Annotated in this window: 19 protein-coding genes, 12 tRNA genes, 1 rRNA gene and 2 pseudogenes; 33 read left to right on the forward strand and 1 reads right to left on the reverse strand. The window is 41.6% G+C overall.

Annotated features, from left to right (window positions below; genetic code table 11):
- From rrf to pcp, 21 genes and pseudogenes are all read left to right on the forward strand, one after another.
- Positions 1-94: ribosomal RNA gene (gene rrf / locus B7699_RS00260) — 5S ribosomal RNA — on the forward strand; the annotation flags it as partial.
- A 4-nt stretch (positions 95-98) separates the two neighbouring features.
- A tRNA-Val gene (locus tag B7699_RS00265) sits at positions 99-171 on the forward strand.
- 5 nt (positions 172-176) lie between these two features.
- Positions 177-247: transfer RNA gene (locus B7699_RS00270), tRNA-Gly, on the forward strand.
- Between the two features lie 34 nt (positions 248-281).
- Positions 282-355: transfer RNA gene (locus B7699_RS00275), tRNA-Ile, on the forward strand.
- Positions 356-363: 8 nt separating this feature from the next.
- Positions 364-435: transfer RNA gene (locus B7699_RS00280), tRNA-Glu, on the forward strand.
- Between the two features lie 4 nt (positions 436-439).
- Positions 440-529 (forward strand) — tRNA-Ser (locus B7699_RS00285).
- 10 nt (positions 530-539) lie between these two features.
- Positions 540-613, forward strand: a tRNA-Met gene (locus tag B7699_RS00290).
- A gap of 3 nt (positions 614-616) precedes the next feature.
- Positions 617-689 (forward strand) — tRNA-Phe (locus tag B7699_RS00295).
- 12 nt (positions 690-701) lie between these two features.
- A tRNA-Tyr gene (locus tag B7699_RS00300) sits at positions 702-782 on the forward strand.
- Positions 783-786: 4 nt separating this feature from the next.
- A tRNA-Trp gene (locus B7699_RS00305) sits at positions 787-857 on the forward strand.
- A gap of 14 nt (positions 858-871) precedes the next feature.
- Positions 872-944 (forward strand) — tRNA-His (locus B7699_RS00310).
- A 13-nt stretch (positions 945-957) separates the two neighbouring features.
- Positions 958-1029, forward strand: a tRNA-Gln gene (locus B7699_RS00315).
- A gap of 9 nt (positions 1030-1038) precedes the next feature.
- Positions 1039-1122: transfer RNA gene (locus B7699_RS00320), tRNA-Leu, on the forward strand.
- 106 nt (positions 1123-1228) lie between these two features.
- Positions 1229-2506 (forward strand): glutamate-cysteine ligase family protein, encoded by a 1278-nt coding sequence (locus tag B7699_RS00325; protein WP_049499200.1) that lies wholly within the window; start codon positions 1229-1231, stop codon positions 2504-2506.
- A 75-nt stretch (positions 2507-2581) separates the two neighbouring features.
- Positions 2582-4066 carry a threonine synthase gene (gene thrC, locus B7699_RS00330; protein ID WP_049499202.1) on the forward strand — a complete coding sequence of 495 codons (1485 nt, stop codon included), beginning with the start codon at positions 2582-2584 and terminating at the stop codon, positions 4064-4066.
- A 60-nt stretch (positions 4067-4126) separates the two neighbouring features.
- Positions 4127-5407: an MATE family efflux transporter gene (locus B7699_RS00335; RefSeq protein WP_020903673.1), complete on the forward strand. Its 1281-nt coding sequence runs from the start codon at positions 4127-4129 to the stop codon at positions 5405-5407.
- 3 nt (positions 5408-5410) lie between these two features.
- Positions 5411-6034: an HAD family hydrolase gene (locus B7699_RS00340; protein WP_084926810.1), complete on the forward strand. Its 624-nt coding sequence runs from the start codon at positions 5411-5413 to the stop codon at positions 6032-6034.
- A gap of 162 nt (positions 6035-6196) precedes the next feature.
- The gene (locus B7699_RS00345; protein WP_084926811.1) at positions 6197-7402 is read left to right on the forward strand and encodes a LysM peptidoglycan-binding domain-containing protein; all 1206 of its coding nucleotides are present in this window, start codon (positions 6197-6199) and stop codon (positions 7400-7402) included.
- Between the two features lie 200 nt (positions 7403-7602).
- Positions 7603-7869, forward strand: a pseudogene (locus tag B7699_RS00350) (MarR family winged helix-turn-helix transcriptional regulator); the annotation flags it as partial.
- 10 nt (positions 7870-7879) lie between these two features.
- Positions 7880-8241 (forward strand): annotated as a pseudogene (locus tag B7699_RS00355) (DUF1304 domain-containing protein).
- 112 nt (positions 8242-8353) lie between these two features.
- Positions 8354-8998, forward strand: a complete 645-nt coding sequence (pcp, locus tag B7699_RS00360) for a pyroglutamyl-peptidase I (RefSeq protein ID WP_000866923.1) — start codon at positions 8354-8356, stop codon at positions 8996-8998.
- A 25-nt stretch (positions 8999-9023) separates the two neighbouring features.
- Here the strand turns inward: pcp and B7699_RS00365 are convergent, their stop codons facing one another.
- A complete protein-coding gene (locus B7699_RS00365) occupies positions 9024-9881 on the reverse strand; it encodes a DUF975 family protein (protein WP_020903679.1) in 858 nt (285 codons plus the stop codon).
- Positions 9882-9997: 116 nt separating this feature from the next.
- Here B7699_RS00365 and tgt point away from each other — a divergent pair, with 116 nt between their 5' ends.
- From tgt to comGG, 12 genes are all read left to right on the forward strand, one after another.
- Positions 9998-11140 carry a tRNA guanosine(34) transglycosylase Tgt gene (gene tgt, locus B7699_RS00370; RefSeq protein WP_020903627.1) on the forward strand — a complete coding sequence of 381 codons (1143 nt, stop codon included), beginning with the start codon at positions 9998-10000 and terminating at the stop codon, positions 11138-11140.
- A 100-nt stretch (positions 11141-11240) separates the two neighbouring features.
- Complete coding sequence (locus B7699_RS00375) at positions 11241-13058, forward strand: acyltransferase family protein (RefSeq protein ID WP_084926813.1); 1818 nt, start codon at positions 11241-11243, stop codon at positions 13056-13058.
- A gap of 151 nt (positions 13059-13209) precedes the next feature.
- Positions 13210-14361: an N-acetylglucosamine-6-phosphate deacetylase gene (gene nagA, locus B7699_RS00380; protein WP_084926814.1), complete on the forward strand. Its 1152-nt coding sequence runs from the start codon at positions 13210-13212 to the stop codon at positions 14359-14361.
- Between the two features lie 161 nt (positions 14362-14522).
- Complete coding sequence (locus tag B7699_RS00385; RefSeq protein ID WP_033688031.1) at positions 14523-15581, forward strand: zinc-dependent alcohol dehydrogenase family protein; 1059 nt, start codon at positions 14523-14525, stop codon at positions 15579-15581.
- A gap of 150 nt (positions 15582-15731) precedes the next feature.
- Positions 15732-16097 carry a DUF1033 family protein gene (locus B7699_RS00390; RefSeq protein ID WP_000286409.1) on the forward strand — a complete coding sequence of 122 codons (366 nt, stop codon included), beginning with the start codon at positions 15732-15734 and terminating at the stop codon, positions 16095-16097.
- A 76-nt stretch (positions 16098-16173) separates the two neighbouring features.
- Positions 16174-17115 (forward strand): competence type IV pilus ATPase ComGA, encoded by a 942-nt coding sequence (gene comGA / locus B7699_RS00395; protein WP_084926815.1) that lies wholly within the window; start codon positions 16174-16176, stop codon positions 17113-17115.
- Complete coding sequence (gene comGB / locus B7699_RS00400; RefSeq protein ID WP_084926816.1) at positions 17063-18079, forward strand: competence type IV pilus assembly protein ComGB; 1017 nt, start codon at positions 17063-17065, stop codon at positions 18077-18079. Before comGA ends, comGB begins: the two co-directional genes overlap by 53 nt.
- 1 nt (position 18080) lies before the next feature.
- Positions 18081-18404 (forward strand): comG operon protein ComGC, encoded by a 324-nt coding sequence (gene comGC / locus B7699_RS00405; protein WP_024056742.1) that lies wholly within the window; start codon positions 18081-18083, stop codon positions 18402-18404.
- Positions 18367-18801: a competence type IV pilus minor pilin ComGD gene (gene comGD / locus B7699_RS00410; protein WP_049546625.1), complete on the forward strand. Its 435-nt coding sequence runs from the start codon at positions 18367-18369 to the stop codon at positions 18799-18801. Before comGC ends, comGD begins: the two co-directional genes overlap by 38 nt.
- A complete protein-coding gene (comGE, locus tag B7699_RS00415) occupies positions 18764-19066 on the forward strand; it encodes a competence type IV pilus minor pilin ComGE (RefSeq protein WP_000413381.1) in 303 nt (100 codons plus the stop codon). The genes comGD and comGE overlap by 38 nt, the downstream gene beginning before the upstream one ends.
- Positions 19029-19490: a competence type IV pilus minor pilin ComGF gene (gene comGF, locus B7699_RS00420; protein WP_020902380.1), complete on the forward strand. Its 462-nt coding sequence runs from the start codon at positions 19029-19031 to the stop codon at positions 19488-19490. Before comGE ends, comGF begins: the two co-directional genes overlap by 38 nt.
- Positions 19468-19881, forward strand: coding sequence for a competence type IV pilus minor pilin ComGG (gene comGG, locus B7699_RS00425; RefSeq protein WP_031237782.1), 414 nt, complete (start codon positions 19468-19470; stop codon positions 19879-19881). The genes comGF and comGG overlap by 23 nt, the downstream gene beginning before the upstream one ends.
- Positions 19882-19897: the final 16 nt, after the last annotated feature.

The following is a 19897-nucleotide window of genomic DNA, read 5'->3' on the forward strand; positions in this document are numbered from 1 at the left end:
ATACACCTGTACCCATGCCGAACACAGAAGTTAAGCCCTAGAACGCCGGAAGTAGTTGGGGGTTGCCCCCTGTGAGATATGGAAGTCGCTTAGCTCTAGGGAGTTTAGCTCAGCTGGGAGAGCATCTGCCTTACAAGCAGAGGGTCAGCGGTTCGATCCCGTTAACTCCCATTTAAGCGGGTGTAGTTTAGTGGTAAAACTACAGCCTTCCAAGCTGTTGTCGCGAGTTCGATTCTCGTCACCCGCTTTGAACTTTGTTCAATTACCAAGTTTTTTAACTTGGGCGCGTAGCTCAGGTGGTTAGAGCGCACGCCTGATAAGCGTGAGGTCGGTGGTTCGAGTCCACTCGTGCCCATAAAGTTTGGTCCGTTGGTCAAGGGGTTAAGACACCGCCTTTTCACGGCGGTAACACGGGTTCGAATCCCGTACGGACTATTTTGGAGGATTACCCAAGTCCGGCTGAAGGGAACGGTCTTGAAAACCGTCAGGCGTGTAAAAGCGTGCGTGGGTTCGAATCCCACATCCTCCTTTTCTATTAACGCGGGATGGAGCAGCTCGGTAGCTCGTCGGGCTCATAACCCGAAGGTCGTAGGTTCAAATCCTGCTCCCGCAATAAGGCTCGGTAGCTCAGTTGGTAGAGCAATGGATTGAAGCTCCATGTGTCGGCGGTTCGATTCCGTCTCGCGCCATTTATATGTTTTGGAAGGGTAGCGAAGAGGCTAAACGCGGCGGACTGTAAATCCGCTCCTTCGGGTTCGGGGGTTCGAATCCCTCCCCTTCCATTTTACGGGCATAGTTTAAAGGTAGAACTAAGGTCTCCAAAACCTTCAGTGTGGGTTCAATTCCTACTGCCCGTGTTAATAGAATTATGGCGGGTGTGGTGAAGTGGTTAACACACCAGATTGTGGCTCTGGCATGCGTGGGTTCGATCCCCATCACTCGCCTATTTTATATTATTGGGGTATAGCCAAGCGGTAAGGCAAGGGACTTTGACTCCCTCATGCGTTGGTTCGAATCCAGCTACCCCAGTTACTATTTGCCGGCGTGGCGGAATTGGCAGACGCGCTGGACTCAAAATCCAGTGTCCGCAAGGACGTGCCGGTTCGACCCCGGCCGCCGGTATAGTATAGCGTTAGGAACGTAGTTAATCTTCGTTCCTTTTTTATATTATTTTTGTTATAATAATAGTTATTCAAATGTTATTTAGATTATGAAAGTGTAGGGAAGTATGTCTCGTTCTATCGATTTATTAAAACATCGGTATTTGAAAAATATTAAAGAAAATCCTGAATTGTTTATCGGGATTGAGCTGGAATATCCCGTTGTAAACTTGGAAGGGGATGCTACAGATATTGAACTTATCAAGTACTTATTCCGATATTTAGTTTCTTATTTTGATTTAACTGTAGAAAAGGTTGATGATTTTGGAAACCCTATTCAGTTAGTAGATCCGATAAGTCAGGATGCTATTTTATTTGAAGTTTCTTATACAACGATTGAGTTTGCATTTGGTAAGGCTGAAACGATACAAGAGGTTGAAGAACGTTTTAGTATTTATATGGAAGCAATCCAGAAGAAGTTAGCTGAATCAAATCATGCTATTGTTGGCTGTGGTATTCATCCCAACTGGGATAAAAATGAGAATTGTCCAGTGGCTTATCCACGCTATCAGATGTTGATGGACTATTTGAGTTTGAGCAGAAATGTGACTGAATCAGACTTACATCATTTCCCTGAATATGGTGCTTTTATCTGTGGGAGTCAGATTCAGCTGGATGTTTCAAAGTCTAACTACTTATGGGTGATTAATGCTTTTACCCAAATTGAAGCGGCTAAGGCGTATTTATTTGCCAATTCTGAGTTTTCAGGTGAGGATTGGGATACGAAAATTGCAAGGGATATTTTCTGGGAAGAATCGATGCATGGTATCTATCCAGAAAATGTCGGAGTCAATGCTAGGCTCTTTAAAGATGAGGATGATTTTTTTGATTATCTAGATCATTCTGCAATTTTTACTGCGGAACGTGATGAACAAACCTATTATTTTTATCCGATTCAGGCAAGGGACTATTTGCCTACACCTGAAATTCAAGCATATGCACTTAATGGGGATGAGATTATTATTTATCCTCAAGAGAAGGATTTTGAAACCCATCGTAGTTATCAGTACCAAGACTTAACGACTCGCGGAACAGTTGAGTTTCGTAGTGTGTGTACTCAACCTCTAGAGAGCACCTTCGCTTCAGCAGCTTTTCACTTAGGATTGTTGGTTAATTTAGATAAGTTAGAAGCTTACTTAGATACAGCACCTTTCTTTAAAGAATTTGGGAGAGATTATAAGTTTTTAAGGAGACAATTTTCTAAGAAGAAGCTTACAGATGAGGAAGAAACCGCGATAATAGAGTTTTCAAAAGACTTACTCCAGCTAGCTGAGGAAGGACTGGAGATGAGAAATAAGCAAGAAATGACCTACTTACAGCCTTTGAAAGAAGAATTGGGACTATAATTTCTCTTATAAAGGGAGAATTTTCTGAAAAATCATGATATAATGGTAGAGACTATAGATAAAGGATAGAGAGTAATGACATTAGTTTATCAATCAACGCGTGATGCGAAAAATACAGTAACTGCTAGTCAAGCTATTTTGCAAGGTTTGGCGACGGATGGTGGTTTATTTACACCGGTTACTTATCCAAAGGTAGATTTGGACTTTGACAAATTAAAAGATGCTTCTTATCAGGAAGTTGCTAAGTTAGTTTTGTCAGCATTTTTAGATGACTTTACAGCTGAGGAGTTGGACTACTGTATCAACAATGCTTACGATAGCAAATTTGATACTCCAGCTATCGCGCCATTAGTGAAATTAGACGGACAATACAACTTGGAACTTTTCCATGGTTCAACAATTGCTTTTAAGGATATGGCCTTGTCTATTTTGCCATACTTTATGACAACAGCTGCTAAGAAGCATGGTTTGGAGAACAAGATTGTCATCTTAACAGCGACATCTGGTGACACGGGGAAAGCTGCTATGGCAGGGTTTGCGGATGTGCCTGGAACTGAGATTATCGTCTTTTATCCAAAGGATGGTGTCAGCAAGGTTCAAGAGTTGCAAATGACCACTCAGACTGGCGATAATACTCATGTTATCGCTATTGATGGTAACTTTGATGATGCCCAAACAAATGTGAAGCATATGTTTAACGATGTGGCTCTTCGTGAAAAATTAGCGGCAAACAAGTTGCAATTTTCGTCAGCTAACTCTATGAACATTGGCCGTTTGGTACCACAAATTGTTTATTATGTTTATGCTTACGCTCACTTGGTCAAGACTGGTGAGATTGTGGCTGGTGATAAGGTCAACTTCACAGTACCAACAGGAAACTTTGGAAATATCTTGGCTGCCTTTTATGCTAAACAAATCGGTCTTCCAGTTGGTAAATTGATCTGTGCTTCAAATGACAACAATGTTTTGACAGACTTCTTCAAGACACGTGTTTACGATAAGAAACGTGAGTTTAAGGTGACAACTAGCCCATCTATGGATATCTTGGTATCTTCAAACTTGGAGCGTTTGATTTTCCATCTTTTGGGTAATGATGCGGTTAAGACAGCTGAACTCATGAATGCTTTGAATAGCCAAGGTCAATATGAGTTGACTAATTTTGATACAGAGATTCTTGACCTCTTTGCAGCTGAATATGCGACTGAGGAAGAAACGGCAGCAGAAATCAAGCGTATTTATGAGGCAGATTCTTATATCGAGGATCCACATACGGCGGTTGCCTCGGCAGTTTATAAGAAATACCAAGCGGCTACTGGCGATGTGACTAAGACAGTGATTGCTTCAACAGCGAGTCCATACAAGTTCCCAGTGGTTGCAGTAGAAGCTGTAACAGGTAAAGTAGGCTTGACTGACTTTGAAGCCTTGGCTCAATTACATGATATTTCAGGAGTTGCAGTGCCACCAGCAGTTGACGGGCTTGAAACAGCTCCTGTTCGTCACAAGACAACAGTGGCAGCTGCTGATATGCAAGCAGCGGTTGAGGCTTATCTAGGACTTTAAGACAGAGGGAGTAAACTCGGTTGGGAAACCAACTGAGTTTCTTTTCATCAGGAGGAAGGATTGTTTAAGAAAAATAAAGACATTCTTAATATTGCCTTGCCAGCTATGGGCGAAAACTTTTTGCAGATGCTCATGGGGATGGTGGATAGTTACTTGGTAGCCCACTTGGGCTTGATAGCTATTTCGGGTGTATCAGTAGCTGGCAATATTATCACGATTTATCAGGCGATTTTCATCGCTCTGGGAGCTGCTATTTCCAGTGTTATTTCAAAAAATTTGGGGCAGAAGGATCAATCTATGCTAGCCTATCATGTGACTGAGGCATTGAAGATTACCTTACTATTAAGTTTCCTTTTAGGATTTTTGTCCATCTTCGCTGGGAAAGAGATGATAGGACTTTTGGGGACGGAGAGAGATGTAGCTGAGAGTGGTGGACTCTACCTATCTTTGGTAGGCGGATCGATTGTTCTCTTAGGTTTAATGACTAGTCTGGGAGCCTTGATTCGTGCAACGCATAATCCACGTCTGCCTCTCTATGTTAGTTTTTTATCCAATGCCTTGAATATTCTTTTTTCAAGTCTAGCTATTTTTGTTCTGGATATGGGGATAGCTGGTGTTGCTTGGGGGACAATTCTGTCTCGTTTGGTAGGTCTTGTGATTTTATGGTCGCAATTAAAGTTGCCTTTTGAGAAACCGACTTTTGGTTTAGATAAGGAACTATTGACCTTAGCGTTGCCAGCAGCTGGAGAGAGGCTCATGATGAGGGCTGGAGATGTCGTGATCATTGCCTTGGTTGTTTCTTTTGGAACGGAGGCGGTGGCTGGAAATGCAGTCGGAGAAGTCTTGACCCAGTTTAACTATATGCCTGCCTTTGGCGTCGCTACTGCAACGGTCATGCTGGTAGCTCGAGCAGTTGGAGAGGATAATTGGGAAAGAGTAGCTAATTTGAGCAAGCAAACCTTTTGGCTTTCTCTGCTTCTCATGTTGCCCTTGACGCTTAGTGTCTATGCCTTGGGTATACCACTAACTCATCTCTATACGACTGATTCTCTAGCGGTGGAGGCTAGTGTGCTAGTGACACTTTTTTCACTACTTGGTACTCCTATGACGATAGGAACAGTCATCTATACAGCAGTCTGGCAGGGTTTGGGCAATGCTCGGCTTCCCTTTTATGCGACAAGTATAGGAATGTGGTGTATCCGCATTGGAACAGGATATCTGATGGGGATTGTGCTTGGTTGGGGCTTGCCCGGTATTTGGGCCGGAACCCTTTTGGATAATGGTTTTCGTTGGTTATTTCTACGTTACCGTTACCAGCGTTATATGAGCTTGAAAGGATAGGAAATGCAAAAAACAGCTTTTATTTGGGATTTAGATGGGACTTTATTGGATTCTTACGAAGCGATTTTATCAGGAATTGAGGAAACTTTTGCTCAGTTTTCTATTCCTTATGATAAGGAGCAGGTGAGGGAGTTTATTCTCAAGTTTTCTGTGCAGGATTTACTTGTGCAGGTGGCAGAAGAGAGAAAGCTGGATGTGGAAATGCTAAATCAGGTGCGTGCCCAGAGTTTGGCTGAGAAGAATGCTCAGGTAGTTTTGATGCCAGGTGCGCGTGATGTGCTAGCTTGGGCAGAGGCATCAGGAATTCAGCAGTTTGTTTACACTCATAAGGGAGACAATGCTCTTACCATTCTCAGAGATTTGGGTTTGGAATCTTATTTTACAGAGATTTTAACCAGTCAGAGTGGTTTTGTGCGGAAGCCAAGTCCAGAAGCGGCTACCTATCTGTTAGACAAGTATCAGTTGGATTCTGAGAAGACCTATTATATAGGGGATCGGACTCTGGATGTGGAATTTGCCCAGAATAGTGGGATTCAAAGTATCAACTTTTTAGAGTCGACTTATGAAGGAAATCACAGGATTCAAGCGTTAGCAGATATTTCCCGTTTTTTTGAGGCTGAGCAATAAAAAGATTGTGTCAGTTTTGTGACAGAGACCTAACAAACTATTTCAAGTAACTGAGTTTGTTACAAGGAATAGACAGTTCTATTAAATAGGCCCGAGAGGGCTTTTTTTCTTCTTTTTTTGTGTTATGATAGACAGGTACTCATTTGAAAGGAATTTGAAAGAATGAAGAAAAGAATATTATTAGCCTCAACGGTAGCTCTATCATTTGCCCCAGTATTGGCAACTCAAGCAGAAGAAGTTCTTTGGACTGCACGTAGTGTTGAGCAAATTCAAAATGATTTGACTAAAACGGACAACAAAACTAGTTATACCGTTCAATATGGTGATACCCTGAGCACTATTGCAGAAGCCTTGGGTGTAGATGTCACAGTTCTTGCGAATTTGAATAAAATCACTAATATGGACTTGATTTTCCCAGAAACTGTTTTGACAACGACTGTCAATGAAGCTGAAGAAGTAACAGAAGTTGAAATCCAAACTCCTCAAGCAGACTCTAGTGAAGAAGTGACAACTGCGACAGCAGATTTGACAACCAATCAAGTGACGGTTGATGATCAAACTGTTCAGGTTGCAGACCTTTCTCAACCGATTGCAGAAGCTCCAAAAGCGGTAGAAACTACAAGAACAAAAGAAGTGGCATCAAGTTCAGAAGTTGCAGAGAAAGTTGCTACTGCAGAAAAAGTGGCACCATCTACAGAAACTTCTGTCCCAGAGGAGCAAACAGCCGAAACAAGTAGTGCAGTTGCAGAAGCAGCTCCTCAGGCAACGACTCCAGCTGAGAAAGATGAAACACAAGCAAGCACTCAAACTGAATCAGCAGTGGAAGCAACCACAATACCAGTAGAAGAAAAAGCACCTGAAACAACTGCAACAAGTTCAGAAGAAGCAAAAGAAGTAGCATCATCAAGTGAAGCTACAGCAGCAGTTTCTACTTATCAACCAGAAGAGGCGAAAACAGTTTCAACAACTTACGCGGCTCCAGCTGCGCCCGATTACGCTGGACTGGTAGTAGCGAAATCTGAAAATGCTGGCCTTCAACCACAAACAGCTGCCTTTAAAGAAGAAATCGCCAACTTGTTTGGCATCACATCCTTTAGTGGTTACCGTCCAGGAGACAGTGGAGATCACGGAAAAGGTTTGGCTATCGACTTTATGGTACCAGAAAGTTCAGAACTAGGGGATAAGATTGCGGAATACGCTATTCAAAACATGGCCAGCCGTGGAATTAGTTACATTATTTGGAAACAACGTTTCTATGCTCCATTCGATAGCAAATATGGGCCAGCTAATACTTGGAACCCAATGCCAGACCGTGGTAGCGTGACAGAAAATCACTATGATCACGTTCACGTTTCAATGAATGGATAAACCAGACTTGGTAATATCATTTTGACGAATGAGATCTAGCTTTCATGATTGGAAGTAAGTCTCGTTCGTTTTTCTTTGTCATACTCTTCGAAAGTCTCTTCAAACCACGTCAGCTTCGCCTTGCCGTACTCAAGTATAGCCTGCGGCTAGCTTCCTAGTTTGCTCTTTGATTTTCATTGAGTATCAATATGAATGGAAATTTGAAGATTGATCAGGCTGCTTTGACAAGGCATTTTAAAATTTTAGAAAAGGAAGGTTTGGTGGAGCGTCATCGTAATCCTGAAAATCAGCGGGAAGTATTGGTAGAGGCTACGAAGTATGCCAAGGAGCAGTTAGTGGTGAATCCTCCTCTGAAGCATATCAAGGTTAAGGAAGAGATGGAAAGTATCTTAACAGAATCTGAAAAAACAGAACTCAGCCGTTTATTAAATAAATTGGTTTTGGGTATTGAAAATATAGAAATTTAAGGAGAAATAGATGTCAATTATTACAATCATTTTAGCAACGATTGTTGCTTTGGAGCATTTTTACATTTTTTATTTGGAAAGTATTGCAACGCAATCAGATGCGACTAGTCGTGTCTTTAACATGGACAAGGAAGAACTGGCTCGTCCGTCAGTAAGTTCATTGTTTAAAAATCAAGGGATTTATAATGCTCTGTAGGAGTCTTTCTCTTGTATGGGATTTATTTCTCACAGAATTTAGAAATTGTGACTATTTTTGTTTTATTTGTGATTGGTGCTGCGGCTTATGGCTCTCTCACAGCAGATAAGAAAATTATTTTGAAGCAAGGTGGACCAGCTATTTTGGCCTTGATTAGTATTTTTCTCTTTAAATAAACTTTAATGCCGGTCTGATCCTCTCTAGTCCTTTTCACTCCAGAATAAGGGAAATATGTTATACTTGTTTTTAAGAAAATAGTTTCATGGAATTGGTTGTAAGGAGTTAGAAATGAAAGTATTAGTGACAGGTTTTGAGCCCTTTGGAGGGGAAAAGGTTAATCCAGCTTTGGAGGCCATTAAAGGTTTACCAGCTGAAATCCATGGTGCTGAGGTCCGTTGGCTAGAAGTGCCAACAGTCTTTCACAAATCGGCCCAAGTATTGGAAGAAGAAATGAGTCGTTATCAACCGGACTTTGTCCTTTGTATCGGCCAAGCAGGTGGAAGAACCAGCTTGACACCTGAGCGAGTGGCTATAAATCAAGACGATGCACGCATTCCTGATAACGAAGGTAATCAGCCGATTGACCTTCCCATTCGTCCAGATGGTGCTCCGGCTTACTTTAGTAGTTTGCCGATTAAAGCGATGGTTCAAGCTATAAAAAAAGAGGGATTGCCGGCCTCTGTTTCTAATACAGCAGGGACTTTTGTCTGCAATCATTTGATGTATCAGGCCCTCTATTTGGTAGAAAAGAAATTTCCCCATGTTAAGGCAGGTTTTATGCATATTCCTTATATGATGGAACAGGTGGTGAATCGACCGACCACTCCAGCTATGAGTTTAGTGGATATTAGGCGAGGGATAGAAGCAGCAATCGGGGCTATTATAGAACATGGAGATCAGGATCTCAAGTTGGTAGGCGGAGAAACTCATTGATAGAAAAAAGCTTGAGGGGAAACCTTCAAGCTTTTGGACGTTTTCGAGCCAGTACTGCCCGGTAGAAAATTATTTTATTGATTTGAATGTAGGGTAGGAGTGAGAAACTAGCAATTCCAAAAGTAATCCAATTGAGGAAGTACCAAGGAAGGAGTTGTAGGTCTAGAATAAAGCGCTGAAATTTGTAGCCTTTCATCAGGAAACGGCTGGTTTTTAGGATTTGTCCTGGTTTAGCTTGTCCTAAGTCTAGGGTATCACAGAGGAGAAATTCTACCTGCGAATAGGCATAGTATTGTGGGATATAGAGACTATTTCCGACAATCATCAAGAGGATACTTGCTAGAAAGTAAAGACCAAAGGTCATGAGGAAACGCTCAGTTTCAATTGACGTGAGATCCAGATTGGGAAACTCAGGATGAAGAACTACGAATTTCTTTGCTAGAAAGCTACTGTAAAAAAGAAAGTAAATTCCAAGCAAACTAGGAATACTCCATAAGAAGAGATAGAAACGTTTGAGGAGAAGAGTCAAAAAGGTTTGTGAAAAGTGCTCTTCTTTAAATAGAGTGAGACTATTTTTGACGGATAGTTCTGTATCAGGATTCTTGATGAGTTTCAGTGTTGTATAGACTGAACTGGTTAGAAGTATTGTTCCGATAAAGGAGACTAATAGAGGAAAAAGGTAGGCTTGGAATACATGACCAAACACGCTTAAAAAGGGTTGTTCTAAAACACTCTCGTTGATGCGCTCTAAGGGATTGAGGAAGCCAGACAAGATGACCAGCATGCTAGGTAAGAGATAGACGAGAAAGAGGCGGGGATTTTCAGCCTGAAATTGTCTAGCTTGCAGACGAACAGTTTTTAAATCAATTTTTCGGTATTTCATTCTCTCATTATACCATAGTTCGTGACAGTTCCTACTTTTTTTGATAAAATCATACAGTATGCCCTTGGGCACAAAGTATGAACTGGGACTGTCTTTCCCAGCTTCGGAGGTAAAAAATGTCAGATTCACCAATCAAATATCGTTTGATTAAGAAAGAAAAACACACGGGAGCTCGTCTGGGAGAAATCATCACTCCCCACGGTACCTTTCCAACACCTATGTTTATGCCGGTTGGGACACAAGCCACTGTCAAAACTCAGTCGCCTGAAGAATTGAAGGAGATGGGTTCGGGAATTATCCTGTCAAACACTTATCATCTCTGGCTTCGTCCAGGAGATGAACTCATCGCACGCGCAGGTGGACTTCATAAGTTCATGAATTGGGATCAGCCAATTTTGACGGATAGTGGTGGTTTCCAGGTTTATTCCTTAGCAGATAGTCGCAATATCACAGAAGAAGGGGTAACCTTTAAAAACCATCTCAATGGTTCTAAGATGTTCCTATCGCCAGAAAAAGCTATCTCTATTCAGAATAATCTAGGCTCAGACATCATGATGTCTTTTGACGAATGTCCCCAGTTTTATCAGCCTTATGACTACGTGAAGAAATCAATCGAGCGTACCAGTCGTTGGGCTGAGCGTGGTTTGAAGGCTCATCGTCGCCCGCATGACCAAGGATTATTTGGAATTGTGCAAGGGGCAGGATTTGAAGACCTGCGTCGCCAATCAGCTCATGACCTTGTCAGCATGGACTTCCCAGGCTACTCTATCGGTGGTTTGGCAGTGGGAGAAACCCACGAAGAGATGAATGCTGTCTTGGACTTCACAACCCAACTGCTTCCTGAAAATAAACCTCGTTATCTGATGGGTGTGGGAGCGCCAGATAGCTTGATTGATGGGGTGATTCGTGGGGTGGATATGTTTGATTGTGTCTTGCCGACTCGTATCGCTCGTAATGGGACTTGTATGACCAGTCAAGGTCGTTTGGTTGTAAAAAATGCTCAGTTTGCTGAGGACTTTACGCCACTGGATCCTGAGTGTGATTGCTACACATGTAAGAACTATACACGCGCTTATCTTCGTCACCTGCTCAAGGCTGATGAAACCTTTGGTATCCGCTTGACTAGCTACCACAATCTTTACTTCTTGCTTAACCTGATGAAGCAAGTGCGACAAGCCATCATGGATGACAATCTCTTGGAATTCCGTGAGTATTTTATTGAAAAATATGGCTATAATAAATCAGGCCGTAATTTTTAAACTGGAATAGATATAAGCTAAAAATCCTAAGTTTTCTCTTGGGATTTTTCTTCTTTTTTTGATAGAATAAAGTGTATAATGAAAGGGAGAATAAACTCGTATGCGTATTAAATGGTTTTCCTTGATTAGGATTACAGGTTTACTTTTGGTACTCTTGTATCATTTCTTTCAGACGATCTTTCCTGGAGGATTTTTCGGGGTAGATGTCTTTTTTACATTTTCAGGTTTCCTGATTACAGCTCTACTTATCGAAGAATTTTCTAAAAGTCATGAAATTGATTTGGTTGGATTTTTTAGGAGACGCTTTTATCGTATCGTGCCACCTGTGGTTTTGATGGTCTTGGTGACCATGCCCTTTACCTTTCTAGTTCGCCAAGATTATGTGGCTGGAATTGGGGGTCAGATTGCGGGTGTTTTAGGCTTCATGACCAACTTCTATGAGCTCCTAACAGGTGGGAGTTATGAATCTCAGTTCATTCCACATTTGTTTGTTCATAATTGGAGCTTGGCCGTTGAGGTTCACTACTATATTCTTTGGGGATTGGCAGTTTGGTTCTTATCCAAACAGGCTAAATCAAATGGTCAGTTGAAGGGGATGGTCTTTCTCTTGTCTGCTGCTGCCTTCTTGATCAGCTTCTTCTCTATGTTTATTGGTAGTTTTCTAGTAACTTCTTATTCCTCTGTTTACTTCTCCAGTTTAACTCATGTCTATCCATTCTTTTTGGGAAGTGTGTTAGCAACTATCGTAGGCGTTCGTCAGACGACTTCCCTAGTTAAGCAATTGGATAAAATCTGGGATTTACGCAAGACCCTTTTAGTTTTTGGAGGAGGTTTTGGCTTCTTACTCATTTTGACCTTCTTTGTCAAATTTACCTATCTCTTTGCCTATCTTATGGGCTTCTTGCTTGCCAGTCTTGCAGCCATTGCTATGATTCTGGCGGCGCGTGTCTTACATGAAAAGACTCCTAACGTGCAGGAGCCAAAGATTATCAGCTTTTTAGCGGATACTAGCTATGCGGTTTATCTTTTCCATTGGCCTTTCTACATTATTTTCTCACAGTTGACATCAAATCTTCTTGCTGTGTTATTAACTTTGATTTTTTCTTATGGATTCGCCAGTCTTTCATTCTATGTATTGGAACCTTGGATTGCAGGAAAGGACACACCTATTATACAAACCCTCCGTCCCCTGCCTCATATTCACACAATCCTTGCAGCAAGTACAGGAATCTTGGCATTTATTGTCTTCTTAGTGACTTTGATGGCACCACAAGTGGGAGCTTTTGAGACAGATTTGACTGTCAATGGTTTGAAGCAAGCTGAAACAAATATTGGCCAGACCAAGTTGATGGCAGAACGAGCAGAAGCTGATAGTTTGGGAATTGCTGATGGCACTATGTTAATTGGTGATTCGGTAGCACTAAGAGCTAATACAGCTTTGCAGACAGCCCTTCCTGGAGCACAGATTAACGCGCAGGTCAGCAGAACAACCAAGACTGCCAACGAAATCATGCTCAACAATAGCCAGAATAAATTTCTACCAAAGATGGTGGTTATTGCAACTGGGGTAAATAATCCTGAAAATTACAAGGAAGATTGGGATAGTATCGTGAAAAATCTTCCTAAGGGGCACCATATGGTTTTGGTGACTCCTTATGAAGGAGATAAGACAAAAGAGACCTATGCAATCGTTGAGAAGGCGGCTGCCTATATGAGAGAATTGGCAGAGAAGACTCCTTACATCACGATAGCAGATTGGAATCAAGTTGCTAAAGAGCATCCAGAGATCTGGACTGGAACAGACCAAGTCCATTTTGGAAGTGACAATAGTAAGATTGAAGCAGGAGCTAAATTGTATGCAGATACCATTGCTGCAGCCTTGCAAACAGCTCAAGACAAGCCGGTCAAATCAAAATAACTTGTATTAAAAAGAGAAGAGTTGGAGAAATCCAGCTCTTTTAAAATATCTCTAGAAAATAGGTCTATACCATTTACAAATAAAAAAGAAAGGTTTATAATGTAATTGACATAATAAATTGTAGAATCAATCTTTTAAGGAGGTTAACATTATGCCTAACTATATTAAAGCGGATCAATTTTTCTACCCACACGGAGTTCGTCGTGGAGGTTACTTGGAACTTGTGGACGGCAAGTTTGGAAAACATGTCGCGCAGATTCCTGAAGGCGCTGAGGTGATTGACTATACAGGCTACAGCATTGCTCCAGGACTTGTAGATACCCACATTCATGGATTTGGCGGTGTGGATGTTATGGATAATAATATCGAAGGAACCCTTCATACCATGAGTGAAGGACTCCTCAGCATGGGGGTAACGAGCTTCTTGCCAACCACTTTGACATCATCTTATGAGCAATTGCTTGCGGTAACAGAAAATATTGGTGCTCGTTACCAGGAAGCAAGTGGAGCCAAGATTCGTGGAATCTATTTCGAAGGGCCTTATTTCACAGAGAAATACAAGGGAGCTCAAAACCCTGCCTACATGAAAGACCCTCGTATGGATGAGTTTCGTGCTTGGCAAAAAGCAGCAAATGGTCTGCTAAATAAAATTGCCCTTGCGCCAGAACGTGAAGGTGTAGAAGACTTTGTTCGTACGGTTACGGGCGAAGGTGTGACGGTTGCTCTTGGGCACTCAAACGCGACTTTTGATGAAGCTAAAAAAGCAGTCGATGCTGGAGCGAGTGTTTGGGTACACGCCTACAATGGCATGCGTGGGTTAACTCACCGCGAACTGGGTATGGTTGGAGCCATGTACCAATTGCCACATACCTATGCAGAGTTGATCTGTGACGGCCATCACGTAGATCCAAAAGCCTGCGAAATTCTTATCAAACAAAAAGGAACTGAAAATATTGCCCTTATCACAGACTGTATGACAGCTGGTGGATTGGAAGACGGTGACTATATGTTGGGAGAATTCCCAGTTGTCGTTGCAAATGGAACTGCACGCCTCAAATCGACAGGCAATTTGGCAGGTTCTATTCTCAAACTCAAAGACGGTTTGAAAAATGTTGTCGACTGGAACATTGCCTCTCCACACGAAGCAGTTATGATGGCCAGCTTCAACCCAGCAAAATCTGTTCACATTGATGATGTTTGTGGACAAATCCGTGAAGGCTATGACGCGGACTTTATCGTACTAGATAAAGATTTAGAATTGGTAGCAACCTACCTAGATGGCGTGAAACGTTATCAAGCATAAGAGGGAAAGCAGAAGCTAGAGACTAGCTTCTGCTTTTTTATCTATAGTACTTTACCGGTAAATAAAAAAGTTAAAAAAATCACAAAAAAACTTGAAGAAGCAAACGAAAAGGCTTACAATTGTATTATAAATAGTACAAATAAAAAACGGAGGAATGCTTTATGAAAGCCTATACTTATGTTAAACCAGGACTTGCTTCTTTTGTTGACGTTGACAAACCAGTGATTCGCAAGCCAACAGACGCTATTGTGCGTATCGTAAAAACCACTATTTGTGGAACAGACCTCCATATTATCAAAGGGGATGTTCCTGCTTGCCAAAGTGGTACCATTCTTGGTCACGAAGGGATTGGGATTGTTGAAGAAGTTGGGGAAGGAGTTTCGAACTTCAAAAAAGGCGATAAGGTCTTGATTTCTTGTGTCTGTGCCTGTGGTAAATGCTACTACTGTAAAAAAGGAATTTATGCCCACTGTGAAGACGAAGGGGGCTGGATTTTCGGTCACCTGATTGATGGTATGCAGGCTGAGTATCTACGTGTCCCTCATGCAGATAACACTCTTTACCACACTCCAGAAGACTTGTCAGATGAAGCCTTGGTTATGCTATCAGACATTCTGCCTACTGGGTATGAAATTGGTGTCTTGAAAGGGAAAGTAGAACCTGGTTGTAGTGTAGCCATTATTGGTTCAGGACCTGTTGGATTGGCTGCTCTTTTGACAGCCCAATTCTATTCACCAGCTAAATTGATTATGGTGGATTTAGACGATAACCGCTTGGAAACTGCCCTATCATTTGGTGCGACTCATAAGGTTAATTCTTCAGACCCTGAAAAAGCGATTAAAGAAATTTATGATTTGACAGATGGTCGTGGTGTAGATGTTGCTATCGAAGCTGTTGGTATTCCTGCAACATTTGATTTCTGTCAAAAGATTATCGGTGTAGACGGAACAGTTGCTAACTGTGGTGTACATGGTAAACCAGTTGAATTCGATTTAGATAAACTTTGGATTCGCAACATCAATGTAACAACTGGTTTGGTATCTACAAATACAACTCCACAATTGTTGAAAGCACTTGAAAGTCATAAGATTGAACCAGAAAAATTGGTAACTCATTATTTCAAACTCAGTGAAATTGAAAAAGCTTATGAAGTTTTCAGTAAAGCAGCAGACCACCATGCAATCAAAGTCATTATCGAAAACGATATCTCAGAAGTCTAGGTAGTAAAAAGATTTTGGAATACAAGCAAATAGAAATTCAGTCATCCATCAGATGGCTGGATTTTTTATCAAAAAATTAAGAAATGAGCATATTTCTTTCCTTGTCTGGCGGAATTGGTTATAATATACGGTACAAAGGAATGAATGAATATGTATCGTGTTATAGAAATGTACGGAGATTTTGAACCGTGGTGGTTCTTAGAAGGTTGGGAAGAAGATATTGTAGCAAGTAAGAAATTTGACCAGTATTATGATGCTCTCAAATACTATAAAACTTGCTGGTTTAGATTGGAACAAGAATCCCCTCTTTATAAAAGTAGAAGTGACTTGATGACCATTTTTTGGGATCCAGAAGACCAACGCTGGTGTGATGAATGTGATGAATATTTACAACAATACCATTCTTTGGCTCTTTTACAGGATGAGCAGGTTATCCCAGATGAAAAATTACGTCCAGGCTATGAAAAACAAACTGGTCAGGAAAGGCACCGTTCTTGCCGTATGAAATTAAAATAGAGAAAAAGTAACTTTTTTGGAGTTGCTTTTTTTATTTTCCCAAATCTTTGCGAATAGTATAGGTGAGGAGGTAAGTATGGTTCAAGAAATTGCACAAGAAATCATTCGTTCGGCTCGGAAAAAAGGGGCGCAGGATATTTATTTTGTTCCTAAGTTAGACGCCTATGAGCTTCATATGAGGGTAGGAGACGAGCGCTGTAAAATCGGTTGTTATGATTTTGAAAAGTTTGCGGCCGTTATCAGTCACTTTAAGTTTGTGGCGGGTATGAATGTTGGAGAAAAGCGACGTATCCAACTTGGTTCCTGTGATTATGTCTATGATGATAAGATGGCGTCCCTACGTTTGTCCACCGTTGGCGATTATCGAGGGCATGAGAGTTTAGTGATTCGCTTGTTGCATGATGAGGAGCAGGATTTGCATTTTTGGTTTCAGGATATCGAAGAACTGGGCAATCAGTACAGGCAACGTGGTCTCTATCTTTTTGCTGGTCCAGTCGGAAGTGGCAAGACAACCCTGATGCACGAATTGGCCAAGTCCCTCTTTAAGGGACAGCAAGTCATGTCTATCGAAGATCCTGTCGAAATCAAGCAGGACAACATGCTCCAGTTGCAGTTGAATGAGGCGATTGGACTAACCTATGAAAATCTCATCAAACTTTCCCTACGTCATCGACCAGATCTCTTGATTATCGGAGAAATTCGTGACAGCGAAACGGCGCGTGCAGTGGTTAGAGCTAGTTTGACAGGGGCGACAGTCTTTTCAACCATTCACGCCAAGAGTATTCGAGGTGTTTATGAGCGCCTGCTGGAGTTGGGTGTAAGTGAGGAGGAATTGGCAGTTGTTCTGCAAGGCGTCTGTTACCAGAGATTAATTGGGGGAGGAGGAATTGTTGACTTTGCAAACAAAGACTATCAAGAACACCAGCCAACTAGCTGGAATAAACAGATTGACCAGCTTCTTAAAGATGGACATATCACAAGTCTTCAGGCTGAAACGGAAAAAATTAGCTACAGCTAAGCAAAAAAATATCATCACCCTGTTTAACAATCTCTTTTCCAGCGGTTTTCATCTAGTAGAGACCATCTCCTTTTTAGATAGGAGTGCCTTATTGGACAAGCAGTGTGTGACCCAGATGCGCACGGGCTTGTCTCAGGGGAAATCATTCTCAGAAATGATGGAAAGTTTGGGATTTTCAAGTGCCATTGTCACTCAGTTATCCCTAGCGGAAGTCCATGGAAATCTCCACCTGAGTTTGAAAAAGATAGAAGAGTATCTAGACAATCTGGCCAAGGTCAAGAAAAAGTTAATTGAAGTAGCGACCTATCCTTTGATTTTGCTGGGTTTTCTTCTCTTAATCATGCTGGGACTACGGAACTACCTACTACCACAACTGGATAGTAGTAATATCGCCACTCAGATTATTGGTAATCTGCCACAAATTTTTCTAGGAATGGTAGGTTTTGTTTCCGTACTTGCCCTTTTAGCACTCACTTTTTATAAAAGAAGTTCTAAGATGCGCGTCTTTTCTATCTTAGCACGCCTTCCCCTTCTTGGAAACTTTGTGCAGACCTATTTGACAGCCTATTATGCGCGTGAGTGGGGGAATATGATTTCGCAGGGGATGGAGCTGACGCAGATTTTTCAGATCATGCAGGAACAAGGTTCCCAACTCTTTAAAGAAATCGGTCGAGATTTGGCTCAAGCCCTACAAAATGGTCAGGAATTTTCTCAGACTATAGGAACCTATCCTTTCTTTAAGAAGGAGTTGAGTCTTATCATCGAGTATGGGGAAGTCAAGTCTAAGCTGGGTAGTGAGTTGGAAATTTATGCTGAAAAAACTTGGGAGGCCTTTTTTACACGAGTCAACCGCACCATGAACTTAGTGCAACCACTGGTTTTTATCTTTGTGGCTCTGATTATCGTTTTACTTTATGCGGCAATGCTCATGCCCATGTATCAAAATATGGAGGTAAATTTTTAAAATGAAAAAACTCATGACATTCTTGAAAAAAGCGAAAGTGAAGGCTTTCACACTTGTGGAAATGTTGGTGGTCTTGCTCATCATCAGCGTGCTTCTCCTGCTCTTTGTACCTAATCTGACCAAGCAAAAAGAAGCAGTCAACGACAAAGGGAAAGCTGCTGTTGTTAAGGTGGTAGAAAGCCAGGCAGAGCTTTATAGTTTGGATAAAAATGAAGATGCTAGCCTAAGTAAGTTACAAGCAGATGGGCGAATCACAGAAGAACAGGCTAAAGCTTATAAAGAATACCATGCTAAACAAAATACCAGTCAAACCGTTGCAGATTAAGGCATTTACCATGCTGGAAAGCCTCTTGGTTTTGGGACTTGTGAGTATCCTTGCCTTGGGCTTATCCGGCTCTGTCCAGTCCACTTTTGCGGCGGTAGAGGAGCAGATTTTCTTTATGGAGTTTGAAGAACTCTATCGGGAAACTCAAAAACGCAGTGTAGCTAGTCAGCAAAAGACTAGTCTAAACTTAGATGGGCACACAATCAGTAATGACAGTCAAAAGTTGACAGTTCCTAAAGGAATTCAGGCACCATCAGGACAAAGTATTACATTTGACCGAGCTGGGGGAAATTCGTCCCTGGCTAAGGTTGAATTTCAGACCAGTAAAGGAACGATTCGCTATCAGTTATATCTAGGAAATGGAAAAATTAAACGCATTAAGGAAACAAAAAATTAGGGCAGTGATTTTACTGGAAGCAGTGGTTGCTCTAGCTATCTTTGCCAGCATTGCGACCCTCCTTTTGGGACAAATTCAGAAAAATAGGCAAGAAGAAGCAAAAATCTTGCAAAAGGAAGAAGTCTTGCGGGTAGCTAAGATGGCCTTGCAGACGGGTCAAAATCAGGTAAACGTCAACGGAGTTGAGATTCAGGTGTTTTCTAGTGAAAAGGGATTGGAGGTCTACCATGGTTCAGAACAGTTGTTGGCAATCAAAGAGCCATAAGGTCAAGGCTTTCACCTTGTTGGAATCCCTGATTGCTCTCATTGTCATCAGTGGAAGCTTGCTCCTCTTTCAAGCCATGAGTCAGCTCCTCATTTCAGAAGTTCGCTATCAGCAGCAAAGTGAGCAAAAAGAGTGGCTATTATTTGTGGACCAGTTGGAGGTAGAATTAGACCGTTCGCAGTTCGAAAAAGTGGAGGGCAATCGCCTCTATATGAAGCAGGATGGCAAGGATATCGCTATAGGTAAGTCAAAATCGGATGATTTTCGGAAAACCGATGCCAGTGGACGAGGCTATCAGCCTATGGTTTATGGGCTCAAATCCGCACAGATTACAGAGGAGAATCAAGTGGTGCGTTTTCGTTTCCAATTCCAAAAAGGCTTAGAAAGGGAGTTCATCTATCGTGTGGAAAAAGAAGAAAGTTAAGGCAGGTGTTCTCCTCTATGCAGTCACCATGGCAGCTATCTTTAGTCTTTTGTTACAATTTTACTTGAACCGACAGGTCGCCCACTATCAAGACTATGCTTTGAATAAAGAAAAGTTGGTTGCTTTTGCTATGGCCAAACGAACGAAAGATAAGGTTGAGCAAGAAAGTGGGGAACAGTCCTTTAATCTGGGTCAGGTGAGCTATCAAAATAAGAAAACAAGCTTGGTGACAAGGGTTCGTACGCCTAAGAGTCAATATGAGTTCATCTTTCCTTCAGTCAAAATAAAAGAAGAGAAAACGGATAAAAAGGAAAAGTTAGTGACTGATTCAAGTGAAAAAGCGGAGAAGAAAAAATCAGAAGAGAAGCTTGAAAAGAAAGAGAATTCCTAGTCAATTCAGCTACTTT

The sequence above is a fragment of the Streptococcus mitis genome (assembly GCF_002096835.1).
Lineage (GTDB): Bacteria > Bacillota > Bacilli > Lactobacillales > Streptococcaceae > Streptococcus > Streptococcus mitis_W.